General features: G+C 61.9%; 11 protein-coding genes and 1 pseudogene. 5 read left to right on the top strand and 7 right to left on the bottom strand.

Annotation, left to right across the window (positions count from 1 at the left end):
• Positions 1–9 precede the first annotated feature (9 nt).
• Positions 10–699, bottom strand: a pseudogene (locus AC1D75_RS16385) (energy-coupling factor ABC transporter permease); the annotation flags it as partial.
• A 152-nt stretch (positions 700–851) separates the two neighbouring features.
• A complete protein-coding gene (locus AC1D75_RS16380; RefSeq protein WP_495516393.1) occupies positions 852–1409 on the bottom strand; it encodes a TetR/AcrR family transcriptional regulator in 558 nt (185 codons plus the stop codon).
• 116 nt (positions 1410–1525) lie between these two features.
• Here AC1D75_RS16380 and AC1D75_RS16375 point away from each other — a divergent pair, with 116 nt between their 5' ends.
• Positions 1526–2503 (top strand): zinc-dependent alcohol dehydrogenase family protein, encoded by a 978-nt coding sequence (locus AC1D75_RS16375; protein ID WP_495516392.1) that lies wholly within the window; start codon positions 1526–1528, stop codon positions 2501–2503.
• Between the two features lie 375 nt (positions 2504–2878).
• Here the strand turns inward: AC1D75_RS16375 and AC1D75_RS16370 are convergent, their stop codons facing one another.
• The 4 genes from AC1D75_RS16370 to AC1D75_RS16355 form a co-directional block, all read right to left on the bottom strand.
• Complete coding sequence (locus tag AC1D75_RS16370) at positions 2879–5227, bottom strand: CHAT domain-containing protein (protein ID WP_495516391.1); 2349 nt, start codon at positions 5225–5227, stop codon at positions 2879–2881.
• 4 nt (positions 5228–5231) lie between these two features.
• Positions 5232–6149 carry a hypothetical protein gene (locus tag AC1D75_RS16365; protein WP_495516390.1) on the bottom strand — a complete coding sequence of 306 codons (918 nt, stop codon included), beginning with the start codon at positions 6147–6149 and terminating at the stop codon, positions 5232–5234.
• Between the two features lie 25 nt (positions 6150–6174).
• Entirely contained in the window at positions 6175–7914 is a 1740-nt protein-coding gene (locus AC1D75_RS16360) for a caspase family protein (protein WP_495516389.1), read from the bottom strand.
• A gap of 288 nt (positions 7915–8202) precedes the next feature.
• Positions 8203–8949 carry an SDR family NAD(P)-dependent oxidoreductase gene (locus tag AC1D75_RS16355; protein ID WP_495516388.1) on the bottom strand — a complete coding sequence of 249 codons (747 nt, stop codon included), beginning with the start codon at positions 8947–8949 and terminating at the stop codon, positions 8203–8205.
• A gap of 88 nt (positions 8950–9037) precedes the next feature.
• Here AC1D75_RS16355 and AC1D75_RS16350 point away from each other — a divergent pair, with 88 nt between their 5' ends.
• The gene (locus AC1D75_RS16350) at positions 9038–9598 is read left to right on the top strand and encodes a TetR/AcrR family transcriptional regulator (protein WP_495516387.1); all 561 of its coding nucleotides are present in this window, start codon (positions 9038–9040) and stop codon (positions 9596–9598) included.
• Between the two features lie 187 nt (positions 9599–9785).
• Here the strand turns inward: AC1D75_RS16350 and AC1D75_RS16345 are convergent, their stop codons facing one another.
• Positions 9786–10166, bottom strand: coding sequence for a VOC family protein (locus tag AC1D75_RS16345; RefSeq protein WP_495516386.1), 381 nt, complete (start codon positions 10164–10166; stop codon positions 9786–9788).
• Between the two features lie 683 nt (positions 10167–10849).
• Here AC1D75_RS16345 and AC1D75_RS16340 point away from each other — a divergent pair.
• The 3 genes from AC1D75_RS16340 (at position 10850) to AC1D75_RS16330 (ending at position 13616) form a co-directional block, all read left to right on the top strand.
• The gene (locus AC1D75_RS16340; protein ID WP_495516385.1) at positions 10850–11554 is read left to right on the top strand and encodes a DUF6319 family protein; all 705 of its coding nucleotides are present in this window, start codon (positions 10850–10852) and stop codon (positions 11552–11554) included.
• Positions 11555–11995: 441 nt separating this feature from the next.
• Positions 11996–12595: a hypothetical protein gene (locus tag AC1D75_RS16335; protein WP_495516384.1), complete on the top strand. Its 600-nt coding sequence runs from the start codon at positions 11996–11998 to the stop codon at positions 12593–12595.
• Positions 12596–13040: 445 nt separating this feature from the next.
• Positions 13041–13616 (top strand): DUF6461 domain-containing protein, encoded by a 576-nt coding sequence (locus tag AC1D75_RS16330; protein WP_495516383.1) that lies wholly within the window; start codon positions 13041–13043, stop codon positions 13614–13616.
• Positions 13617–13731: the final 115 nt, after the last annotated feature.

The following is a 13731-nucleotide window of genomic DNA, read 5'->3' as shown; positions in this document are numbered from 1 at the left end:
CGAAGCGCCTCGGGCACTGTCTGTTCGGCGCACAGCACGCAGCAGATAGACCAGATCAGGACGTGCTTTGGCCACCGCGACAACGGTGATCGCGGTGATGACGCCTTCTCCGACCCCGATCAGAAGATGGGTGGCCAGCATGTAGCCCATTACCTCGCCGAGCGTGGAGCCCGATGCGCCACCGATCGCATACTCGAGTACAAAACCCATCGCCGCGGCGACGGTACCCCCCAGTGCGGCAATGAATCCGATGCCGGCCATCCCCGCATCGCCGCGGGAAACCAGCAGGGGAGCGAGGAGTCGGGCCAGGACATACCCGACAGCGACACCGATCAGTGCCATATTCGTGATGTTGGCGCCCAAGGCCGTGAGTCCACCATCGGCGAAGAGCAACGCCTGCACAACGAGCACGATTGCCACGCACAGCGCCCCGACGTACGGCCCGACCAGGATCGCGGCCAACGCGCCCCCGAGCAGATGGCCACTGACACCAGGCAGGATGGGGAAGTTGACCATCTGAACAGCGAAGATGAAGGCGGCCACCAGGCCTGCCATCGGAGCTGTTCGCTCGTCGAGCTCCGAACGCGCCCGCCAGGCCGCAAAGGCAAGACCACACACAGCAATCGCAGCAAAGAGCAGCGACGTCGGCGCGTCGACAATGCCGTCGCTCATATGCATCGCAGTGGTGGTACTGCTCATTCTCCGGACGCTACGCGTGATGCCAGTCACTGGCAAGACCGCCGAAAAATGCTCTCCGTTTGTGTGACCGTTTCGTCCTGTTTCGGAACATTTCGGACCAGCACACACGAGAGTGGTTGTCGCGCTTATGAAGTCACGCCCGCAATCGGCGACTACAGGCCAGCGAGAAAGGCCTCAGCCGCATCGTGGACTCGGTCGCGATCACCGGTGGTCAGTAGGTCGAGCAACAGCCCTCGAATCGTCGCGATCACGAGTGTCGCCCGTCGTCTGGCAATATCAGGATCGACGTCCGGGCCTTGCACTTCGCACAGCGAGCGCATCCAGTCCGTGACCACCTGCCCCAAAAACTCGGTGAATTGCTGTGGCGCTTGTAGAGCGCGCCCATACACGGCATAGAACAGTCGAAACTCCTGTTCCCGCTTGGGGTCCGAGGTGTGCTCCCACGCCACCCGTGCCGCGCTTGCCAGGTCGGGCTGCTCGCCGAGCGCCCCTTCGGTATCCACGATGAGGCGTTCTCGTAGCCGCGCGAGGACGGCCTGAAACATCTGCTCCTTGGTACCGAAATGATGTACCAGTGTGTTCGAGGTGACCCCGAGGGCTGCGGCGACAGGACGCCACGTCAGCTCGGAGAACCCCTGCTCGACCGCGTAGTCGACCACTGCATCCAGCAACGCGACCCGACGCTGATGGTCAACCGGTCGTCCCGCCATCTCTACCTCCGTGATTTTGACACTTGCATTACTTGCACGAGTGTATAAATAATAGCGTCTGACTGCAATGCACTCGACCTGAAGTACATGCAGCACACCGAGAAGGAGTCGCCACCATGGCACGTGTTGTCGTATTCAACGAGTTTGGTGAACCGGATGTTCTGCAAATCGTGGATGAGCCGATCAGTGAACCCGGCGCGGGCGAACTGCGTATCAAGATCGACGCGTTCGGGGTCAACCGTCTCGATCAGATGATGCGCGCCGGGCACTACCCGGCACCGATCCGGCTTCCGCATGCCCGACTCGGGGTCGAAGGCGCCGGTACCGTCGACGCGGTCGGTTCGGGCGTCCCGAGTGTCCACGTCGGTGACGAGGTCATCATCACCGCCGTGCCCGACGCCGACATCAACGGAACCTACGCCGAGTACACGATCGTGCCGGCCGGCCGGGTCATCACCCGCCCAGAGACGCTCGATGCCACCAGCGCTGCGGCGTTGTGGGTGTCGTACTCCACGGCCTACGGGGCACTGGTGGAGAAGGCGGGTCTGCGCCCCGGTGACCACGTCCTGATCACCGCAGCATCGAGCAGCGTGGGCCTGGCCGCGATCCAGATCGCGAATTTCATCGGCGCCATCCCGATCGCTGTCACCCGTTGCACCGCGAAGAAGGACACCCTCTTGCAGGCGGGCGCCGCCACGGTGATCGTCTCCGATGATGACGACATAGCCGAGGTCGCCAAACAATGCACCGATGGCGTGGGGGTGGAGATCATCCTCGACTCGGTCATGGGCCCCGGCCTGGCCGAACTCGCCGGCGCGTTGAAGTTCAACGGAAAAATCGTGGCGGTGGGCTGGCTCGATTCACGGCCTGCTCCTGTTCCGATGAATCCCCTCACCTTGATCCGGTACGCGAGCTTCGAGCACACACTCGATCCCGTGGTGGTGCGGAGAATCGCCGCATTCCTGGGAGCCGGACTGCGAAACGGGGCTCTGAACCCGACGATCGACAAAGTATTCAAACTCGACGACATCGCCGCGGCCCACCACTATCTCGAACATGGTCGACAGATCGGGAAAATCGTTGTCACACTGTAAAACCCACTCGTTCTGATGAGGTCATCCTGTTGACCGCGCCGCCATCAGGACGCGCGCAACCAGGAAGATGAGAATGGCAGTCACCGCGAAACCAAGACGAGAGGTCCAGAGCAGGGCTTGGGAAACCACCACTGCTGATTCGGAATCGAACCCGAAAAACACCAGAATTCGATCACCCATTCCCCAGTGCTTGCTCTCGTATCCCTTATACGGTTTGGTACCGGGCGTACGGTGACTCGTCACATTTCCCGACCAGTCAACTGCCTCTACGAGGGCCCAAAATGACCCTACGAGGGTCAATAATATGGCGGCCCCAAGGAGATTCGCGGCGAGCGGTGTAGCTGTATTTTCGGGTTTCCGCTTCACGTCGAGAGCCTAGCGGAGGGGGAGTGGACGGCCCCCTTCCACCTGGTTGACTCCGTCCCGCCAGGTACGCGTGAACACCACGGCGCAGGCAACGACGAGCAGCCCGAAGACGACGGCCAGGGCCAGCGGCATCGCTGAGTCATCGTGCCTCTCGTAAAGAATCTGGATTCGGTAGAAGAGAAATGCGGCGGATACTCCGGCCCACCCGAGAACGAATCCGACCCGAAGAGAGTGCTCGCGCATCGCGGAGGCGACGAGCGGGACCAGGAGCGCCGCTCCCGCGATCCACAGTCCGCCGAGCAGCGGACTGACTCGCCGTTCTTCTTGCCACGCGCCGGGCATCGAGAAATGGTGCCAAAGCAGCACGATGCACGCGAGACCGCCGAGAAGAAGTGCCAGCTGGGTACGTCGCTCGGTGAAGGTGAATCGCAATCGGGGCGATGGCCCTCGTGCGGACAGCAGCACGAAACCGGCCACGCCCGCTCCGAGGGTCCAGCTCAAGGCCCCGATGACCCAGACCCATACGGCGATATCCCAATTGCTCCAGGCCGACGGAGATCCTTCTTCACTGATCCACTGTGTGAAGAGTAGCGATGGGCCGATTGCAGCGCCGCTCAGGATCAAGCCGAGGCCGATCAGACGAGCACGCCCAGAACTGCCCGTGAGTACTCCGGCGAGTCCAGCGATGAACGCGAGTGACATCGAAGGGATCAGGAGAATCCGAAGTTCGTCTCTGTTGAAGATCGTGTGCCCAGGACTGCCCTTTGCATAGGGCACGAACGGATTGACGATCATCAGCCCAGCCGCGAGTATCGCCAGACCTGCCGCGACCAGGCAGAGCAACAACTTCGGTGCAGCGGGCTTGTTGTCTGTAAATACCTCATCTGACAACTCGGTACGGGGTACAACCACGTGCTCGGTCCGTGGCTCCGGACGCAGATGTTCAACGGGCGGCCAACTCGGTTGCGACTGCCACGCCGGCTCCTGCCGACCGACCGGCTGCGCCCATCGATCCGATCGCGGTTCTGCTACCGGAAACGACGGCTGTCCCGACACCTGCCGCGATCGCCGATCCGACCACGGTTCCGGTGCTGGATTCGACTGCTGCACCGGGCCTGGGTTCGACGGCATCCCGGGCACGATGTTCGGCGCCGGAAGCGGCTGCACCGCCACTGGATTCGACGGCAGGTCGCGCACGATGTTCGGCAGTGGATTCGACGGTGCCCCGGGCACCTGATCCGTCAGATGGAACAACCGAGTCGACCCACCCCGGATGTACAGCACCGGCGTCACCCATTCCAGGGTGTTCGGTAACCCCAGGATGGCCTTTCGTCCACTGAGGACGGCGCGGTCGATATCTCGGCCCTCGGCGACCGCCGTGTAGAAGCCACGTGCGAACTCGATCGCCGCCGCATCGCTGACGGTGAATTGCATTGCAGCGACGGCGCTTATCCCGCCGCGGGCGAGGGCAGCGGCGGTGCCTGCGAATAGGTCGTCGGATGCGGCCCGCCCCGACGAGCACGAATTCAGCACGACCAGACGCGGAGTGGGTTCCGCTTCGTCGAGCAATTCGGTCAGCCGTGAGGCCTCGATCATGTCGGCGCGGCCATTCTCACCTACCAGCGCAATGCAACCCTCGGTCTTCGCCGGGTCGTAGTCGCCGTGACCGATGAAGTGCAGCACATGCCACGTCCCCGAGATCAGGTAGCGGTGCACGCTGCTCCACGATGCCTGGGGCACGCAGACCAACTCGATCCGACGCTGCTCGATCTGCTCCCGCAAAGCCGCCCTCAGCTGGCCGATCTCGGCCTCCGTGTCGAGCGCGCCAAGATTTCTCGGGGACGCGACGACGCACAGGACGCGCAGCGGAGGCTCTACGTCGAGGGGTAGAGGGTCGTAGTCCGGCGCCGGGATGTGCCGAACGAGAGGCCTCTGCCGACACAGGTATCTCCCGTCGTCGGGGTCGAACAGCATCTCCCACGGGACGGCGGCCAGTTCCGGTGCCGTCAGGCTGAGCACCAGCCGAAGTCGCTTGCGCTGGTGTTGCGCGGCCCCCAGGCTGGCTCGGTATGCGTTGTTCACGGGACCGTCGAACACCGCACGGAACAAGCTCGTGCCGACTTCGTGCAACGACCGTTCGCTGACAGGTATCGCGCGCCGCGCCGGGACGGACGCGGCCAGGATGGCGTTCTCGAGCTCGTCTCGCTGGTTCACGATGTCGTCGACATCGATGTCGAATATGGCGTTCGGGTGACCACCCGAAGGTGCCCCGAGCACCTTCGCCTGATAGCCGCCGCGATGATCGGCGGCCAGATATCGACTGATCTCGAGATGAAAGTCGATCTCTTCAGTGGCCATTTCCTTACTCCTGTAGTGCGTCGTAGATTCGCCGCGCCACCACGGAATCACCCAGGTATCCGCTGATGCCGTGCTGATTCGGCGTTCGGTTGTCCACATCGGTTTTGTTCTCGATCGCCGGTACCGGTGGGTTGATGGTGAAATGGTCGACGTCGAGTGGGTGCAATGCCACGGCATCGTGGGGATCCATGGCGTTGAACCAACTCTCGGCGCAGGGCGGTGTGCGGTTGCCACCGACTTCACCGATACCCGGTGCCCGATCACGGATCGCGTTGACAGCCAACGGGCTACCGACGGTGATCAGCTCGGGTACCTTCCAGTTCCGACGCGCACCTTCGCGCATCAAGAGGGTGTAGGCGACGACGGTGCCCAGGGAGTGCGCAACGACGACACTGTCGGCTCCCGGCGTGAAAGCGCCGATGACGCCGTCGTCGATGCGTCGGCGGATAGTGCCGTTGGTGAGGTACTGGAAGACGTCGTAGGTGGCCAGCGCGATGGTCACGGCGCTCAATTTGCTGTCCTGATCGAGCTTCTGCAGGATGGCGCGCATCCAGGGCCAATTCAGCGGGCCGCGTTCGGTGACGTCCATTCCGGTCTGTGCGCTGATCTCGGCGTCGGGTATGTGCTCTTGCTGTTGCACATCGGTGAGCACGTCGAACAGGAATCGCTTCGCGCCACTGTTGAGGTTCGGTTCGCCGCGCAGGATGACGTCAGGGACGTCGCCGTCCGTGAACCCTTTCGCCATGCGGTCGAGGGTGTCCCCGTAGAAGGGGAACCGCACCTGGTCGGTGTTGATCGGAGGCAACGTCGGATCGCTCTTCGCGAGACCTTCGTTGAGGCAATCCATCCACTCCTGTTTGAGTGCGGCCGGGTCCTTGCCCTGCTGCGATCGACCGTGGATGAAGATGATCTCTCGGGACATGTGGTTCTCCTCGTGTCGGTTCGACTCAAGCGGGTTCGAACAACAGATCGGTTGCGGCACTGTCGAAGACCGTCCACAGCGACGGCAGTAGGTGGCGTCGGAGTTCGCCGATTCGCGACCACAGAGTCGGGCCGTCGTCGGTGATGAGATCCCAGCCCTGTGTGAGCAGCGGGAAGGGCGTCGTGAGCTGTGCACCATGCGCTGACCCAGGCGATGACTCGGCTTCCAGCAGAGCCAGGTCAAGGAATTCGATGTCACCGAGCTGTTCAGACAGCCGTATTCGTAGTTCTGCCAACTGATCCAGATCCTGGCTGGTTCCGAGTGCATAGGCCCGATACAACGCAAGTGTCAGGTCATTTGGCTGGCTTCGGGTCAACAACGCGGCCAGACGGCCGCCCTCCAGCACATCGGGATAGCGACGACGCTGCGCCGACGCGGTGACAATCGCCTTGATGCGTCGGAGATACTGATCGCGACTCGACTCGGCCCTCTGCGGGTCAAAGAACACCCCACTGATGTGCCGGCCATCGACATGGACCTCCGTCACATGACCCTCGATCACGGGAAGCATTGTCGTCGTGTGATTGTCGAGTTCGAAGGCCACCATGCGGGTGCCCGAACCCGCCGCCAGATCGATCATCCTGCCATCGGTGACCACCGCCCCATTTGGTGACGTTGCGCGGCGAATCGACGCACCTCGAATGCGGAGTCCGCGCCGCATTCCATCCGTGGGTGGCAGCACAGTGTCGGTCCCAACCGGGTCGAGCAAAGTTTGGATCGAGCTGACGAATCGACCGGCACCCTCGGACTCTGCCAGTGCGAGCTCGGAGGTGAACGTCTCCGACGGACCCGCCGCAGCCTGGTACAGGGTCGTAGTGATCTTCGACAGCGACCGCCTGGAAACCATACTCTCCAGGCCGGTTTCGGTTTCGCCGGCGAAACCGCGCACGATAGGACCGTCGTCGCCGCGCTTGACGCTGGCCAGCCACCGCTTGTTCGGGCCGACCTGAACGTCGAAAGTTGGCGACTGATCCATGTCGAGATCAAGTTCCGCGAGGCGTTCGCCGACCGCCGCTTCGAGGTAGACGCAGAGCGGATTGGTGTAGATGTACCAGCGAGGGTCACCGTCGTCGCCGCGCACCATCACATCCCGCTCGAGACCCTGCACGTCGTACAGTCGCCCATTGAGTGCCTCATGGAGCACCGACGTGTAGATCCCCTCGGCGGCAACGGTATTGATCTCGATCGCGGCCTGACCCTGCGCGCTGGCGTAGAAGACGTCAACCCGTGGGCGTGAGGCACTTCCGGGACTGTTGGGAAATGCGGAGACCGGCGTGAGTGACTGGGTGTCGATGTCCTGGGCGGGCGTTCGGCAGGCATCTGAGATGATGACGACGTGCGGCGTCTTTCCCCTTTTGGCGGCTTGGATGCTCTTACCTACGCTGATCGCCGCGTTGCCCCGGACCGGTGCGTCTGACAGCATCCAGGTCTCGATCATCTCGACGAGCAGGCCGTGTCCCGCGAAGTAGACGATCAATTGGTCCACACCGGTTGCGATGAGTTCCTCGACCGCGGTCAGCACCCCGTCAGAGGTGACCTTGGCGTCGGCATCTGTGAGGAGGCGAGCGTTCGCCGGTTCGATTCCACCGCGATCGGAATCGACGGCCCAGTCGTACATCTGCCGCGCGCCCGACGCGGCGGCGCACAGCACCGGCATGCCGGCACCCGTACGATCCACGCCGATGAACACTGCTCCCCGAAGCATCGCAAGACCTTCCTGCAAAGGGTTCTCGCGTGCGGACTCGGGTCACGAGTTGTGGGCCGCTCAATGCGGGAACCGCTTCTACCGTCTGACGCTTCAATCGTCTGACATTTGATCGGTGCACTCACGAGTAGTGCACTACCTGTTTCCGGCACCAAGCACGTCCCCGATAGTCGGCCCAGGGCTGTTATAGAGCCCGGGCGACGTGAGCAACGAATGGCGCGCTCGCCTGTCGAAAGCCCGGTCGACGCCGGGACGCGTCGATGTGTGCTCGACGGGTCATTGGTTCAGTCACAGCAAGACACCACCGGATACCTCGATGCGTTCACCCGTAGCCCAGCGGAACTCACGGGACACAAGGGCTGAGATCGCGTCGGCTATGTCAGCCGGATCGCCCACTCGCCCGAGAGCGGTCTGCCCGGAGAGTGCCTCGCGCATGGCTTCGCTGTCGCGCATGGCTCCGCCATTGAAGTCGGTCGCGGTCGGACCGGGGGCGATCGAGTTGACCCGAATGCCCCGCGGGCCTAGTTCGAGGGCGAGGCTGCGGGTAAGTGCTTCGAGGGCCTTCTTCGATGCCGCATAGACGGAGGTCGCCGGGCTGACGTGTCGGCTGAGCGAACTCGACACGTTGACAATGCTCGCTCCTTCCGACAGATGGGGCAAGAAAGCTTGCGTGACAAAGAGCGGACCACGGACGTTAACGGCGAAGGTGGCGTCGAAGTCTTCAGCCGTAATGGCGCCGAGAGGCGCGAACAGGCCCACCCCGGCGTTGTTGACCAGCACGTCAATGGTGCTGGTGTTCCACTCCTGCCCGATGCCGGCGAGCACAGCGATGCGTGCCGCCTCGATGGAGGAGAGGTCTTCGACATCCAAGTGGACCGCGATGGCTTCGCCGCCCGATTCGACGATGTCGTCCACGACCTCGCTCGCATCGCTCCGCGAGGCCGCGACGACTTTGATCTTGTTCCTGGCCAAGGCGAGTGCGGTGGCTCGTCCGAGTCCGCGGTTGGCTCCGGTCACGAGGGCAATACGGGGCATGTCGCCTCCAGTTGATAAGTAAATGACTACTTACTTGTAAGCTAGCCTGTGACTGTAAGCCCGTCAATCCGAAGCAGGGGAGAGCGCAATGGCCCGCGATGCCGAAGCCACCAGAGAGCGAATCCTCGCGGCGGCAACCGACGAGTTCTCCGCGCACGGGTTCGCGGGCGGGCGGGTTGAGCGGATCGCTACTCAGGCGCAGAGCAACGTTCGGATGATCTACGCGTACTTCGGCGGCAAGAGCGGCCTATTCGATGCGACCCTGGCAGAGGCTCTGCGTCGCATGGCCGAAAACGTCCCGCCGCGTCCGGAAGACCTTGCCGGCTGGGCCGGTGACGTATTCGATCATCATCAGCGTTTCCCCGAAGTGCTCCGGCTGAGTATGTGGGCTCAGCTCGAGCGACCAGAGGCCACTGCTGAGCCGCGCGATGTCTATCGGAACAAAGCGCTCGCCGTCGCGACGGCCGCGGCCCGACCGTTGTCGGCCATCGACGTTCTGGTCTTCATCTACGCCATCGCGCAAGCCTGGCAGCTGTCACCAAAAGGACTTACCGGACTCGAGGAAGACCCAGCCGGCGGTGACGGAGTTGCCGCTCGCCGGCAATCGGTCGTCACCGCCGTCGAGCGGATGTTGCAATACCAATCCTGAGTCGGCGACGTCGGTCGCACGCCAGGGTCCGTACCGCGGAACTGTTGCAGCGCTTGAGATATGAACCCTGGGCCGTTGTCCGGGCGCCAGCACCTGGGGCGGGCCATCCCAGGCTGCGAATGTCTTGTCGAGTTCCTCGGTCGGCACGTTTGCTACAAGCCGTGCATGACGTACCGCTCCAGTGCTGTCACGGAGCCGGCTGAAACAATTCAACGAGATTCCCCGATGGGTCTGAAACAAGAATCTGTTGTCCACCGGGGCCACTGACGGTGTCGCTGCGGAATGGAACTCCGGCAGCCTTCAGCCGTTCGATCTCCGCGTCGAGGTCGTCGACGATGAGATGAATACGGTTCCAACCGCCGGCTGTGGGAAAAGCGCCATCGGGCATTATCCGGGCACCAGAACTCGTCGGCCCGGAAAGCAGCAGACGCAGCGAACCACGAACGACGTCAGCGAAGGCGGGGGCCGCACTGTAGCGAAGAGTGAAGCCGAAGTGCGTGGTGTAAAAGTCAATGGAGGCTTCCACGTCGTTGACGATGTACCGGACGTTCGCCAGATCCTTATCCACTAATGCCATCCCACTGCCTTTCCCAATTGATGGAGAATTCTGCCATCGGAAGTTTAGCGGACCCACTCCGGATACGACTGCGACGCATACGCAAGATCCGAAATGTCACCAACGCCACGGAGGTCACTCACAGGCATAGATGCCAGCTTTTGTCACTGTGACATAATCCGGGGAGTCCGTCGCACGGTAGAGAACCGGCGCCCAAACCATCTGCAACACAAGCACTGTCGACAACGGTGGGACACAGGGGAGCGTCAGCTGAATCAACAGGGGGCTCACCGCGCAGCATCGCACGATCGTCTCGTAGCGAAGTCAGTACGGAACTTGACACCGGTCGCGCAGGTTCTGACATTCGACCGTCAATTACCAAGGCGCCGAACACCACTCGGCGACATCGGTGCGTCACGTGACAAAATAGCGGACGGTAACGGGGTGCCGCGGGTCGAGGCTCAGGGATGCAAACTCCCTGCACCACAGCATCATTCGACGCGTCAATGGGACGCACCCACGCGTCGGCCGTCGCTGCACTCTAGCCGGTGCCGACGGGTCGTGGCCGGGCTCACATAGCTCATGTTTTTCGGGCTGGAAGCAATCGCACTGCCGAGGTTTGCTGATCCGGACCCGCGGATCGCGTGAACGGTAACGTGCGGTCGATCGCACGATCCTCGCACACATGTGCGAATATGGTTAGCGTGAACTCGCGCAGAACGACCGGATTGACTACCGACGACCTGGAAATGCTGTCTACGGCACTCACCGCAGGCAAGCGGGTCACCGTCTACCTCCGTGACCCGATGCCGTCGCTCAATCTCCCCGCGGGAGCATCGGCGCGCGTGATGTCTGTCGACGGGTCAACGGTGACAGTAAGCCCGAAGGGTGTCGATGATCAATTGCCGTTCGAGGCCGACGAACTGCAGAAGACTCGCACGGTAGCAACTTCCACGCCTCCAGCGCGCCCGCGGCCGGTCAGGGCTACGTCCACACCGTCAGGCGTAACGAAATCACCGAGAACCGTTGCGACGGAATCGAAGCCAGAACCCGAACCTGCGAAGACAAGACCAGTGGAACAGAAATCCGCCCCGCCAAAAGCGCTCCGACGCACCAAGACTTCAACCGCGGTCAGTGTCACCGTGACGTCGGTGAGCGAGAGCACTTGGACGGTCTCGGTGTCGCACGGTAGCAAGAAGGGTAAGCCCACCGAGGTCACCTCGGACCGGGTGGCGCGAGCGATGCACGCACTCGGCGACGACGCTGCGATCACGGCAGTCGACGCGGTTATCGAGTCGGCGCGGGCGGCGGCCCAGAAAAGAATTGACGAGCTCAGCCATGAGCTCGAAGCAGCGCGAGCAGTGCTGGCACATCTCGACGCACCGGTCGCAGATAGCTGACGGCGAGTTCGGGCTGTCCCGGTGGCGCTAGCCGAATCGTCACCCGTGACGATTCGGCGTGTGATCATCGGACTTGACGTGCAACAGTAGTTGAGCGAGTCGACGACTCGGTCAGGATCCGTTGGCGCCCATTCGTTTACTCGGCCTAATTCCTGCCACCTCGCCAACAACCTGAACGCCGCCGGAGGATCGTAGGCCGGACGTGTGGTCCGGCCTGAGATCAATGCGAGGTCGCGTCGACATAGTCGTAGACGTAGCAACGCGTTGAAGTCGATCGAATCCGACAGGCCCCGGAAAAAAAGCAGTGTGACGAGTACCTTCATCTGTTCGGTTTTCGTCCTGGTTCGGCGCGCCGATAAGAAACATTATGTCAAGTAGCGTCAGTTCGATTGCATCGGATGGACGATTCCCCACCAGCTGCGACATCCGACATACTGGTCGGTGATGATTCTTCCCGCAATCTTTGATTACACACCCCAGCAAGCACCGCCCCGTGTTGGTGAGCATGGCGAATGGCACCTTTTCTGGAACGCAGGGTTTGCTGACTTGTGGGCCGGCCTGCGTCCGGACTGGCGCCTCAGCGCCGCGCTACAGCCCGGGCATGATCAGCTAGCCGCCCCGATAGTCGGCCAGAAACAAACGCGTCTACCGGCCACCGCGACATCCGGTGAGGTGCAGATCGACTGCCAAGTCTACGGTCCGGTGCCCGAGCACGTCACTCTGACGGGTGCTGTGCGTATCACCGGCAGGGCCGATCATGCCGCACCCGTTTACCGTGGGCAACCAGAGCGTTCAGTGACCGCGGCGACCGTGATGCGAATGCAGCTGGTATCGATCGTCATCGACTACCGACCCATGTCGAACATCGACCACCCCGACCCCACCCGACAATACGAGAATCTTCAGCCCATCGCGGGGACCGAATGGTTCTACGAACTTGCCCAACCCCCACTTCAACTACATACCTACCGACCGCACGAGCGCGAGGCGGGTCAGTTGCGCCAAGAGCTACTACTCCTGGACCTCGACACAACGACCTGATCGGCGGCCGTCGAACTGAATGTTTCTGTGCCACAGCCGATGAGGCCGGCAGAATAGATTAGGGAGCATGTTCAAACGTGAATGCTGCGACCCAGATCCCCCGGACAGCTATCAGGTAATGCGCCCAGACCGCTCGTCGTCGGTCTGGCACCCTAGCTTCGCTGATGGTTGCATGCGGTGGCAAGGAGGGACCAACTGGTGGCACCACCAAATCGAATGCCGACATCGCGCGTGATTGTGCCGATGCCAGACTCAGCGCGAATATGTCCCGCTGACCGCGCTGCCGGCCTCCACTGCGGCTTCGTTTCTGCTCGAGTATGGCTGCCGCGTTGCAGGTCAATGACAACCCGATGATCTAGACAAAGAGTCCGTACAACCAGCTCCGCGATCTTTCGGTCTATCCGCAGCTCTTCTCGCGATCTGCGCGAGTGTCATACTCGACGCCATGACATGGACGTATCGCGACTACGAATGGATTGCTTCCCAATATCCATGGATGGAAACCAGCGTTGCCGTGGCGTTCGTGCGAGATTCGTCGATCGAGGCCGTCCTCGACGCCGTTACATTTTCGGACGAAGGTTCGGTTCTCGGCCTAAAAGCCTTGAATGACCTCTCTCCCGAAATGGTAGGCGTCGTCGCACTCACCGAGCGCTGGACCCTTGCCATCAGTTCGACAGGCTGGGCCGATGAAGGAATCGTACCCTTGTCTATAGGGCGCGAAGTCGTACAGTTCCAAGGTGTTCTAGGACACTACTCATTCAACATCTGGACCGATGGCACCCGCTCGTCCTATTGTGATCCGCTGCTGCGCTGCGGGTTTGGGCTCGACCCCGTGCCAGACAATCTGGCCAACTTGATGCACCAATCGGAGCTTCCAGTCGATGCCGAAGGGCCGCTGCCGGACGGCGAGTCCCACGTAGTCGACGGATCACTCGCTATGGCTGCCAACTATATTGGGGCCGCTATCACCGCCGATTTTCTGAACACCTCACAGTTTGTGGTCGGTACCGTTCAGTACTGATAGGCGAAACGACAAAAGTGCAATCGCTGCCACCCAGCTACCGACTGGCCCGGCCTCGCACTAAGTGGTGAATAAATCCAAGCGTGATAACTGTCTTGTCCATTGAAATCAATGC

The organism is Williamsia sp. Y712, assembly GCF_059445525.1.
Note: the sequence above shows the minus strand (reverse complement) of the source record. Positions and strands in the feature narration are given on the sequence as shown.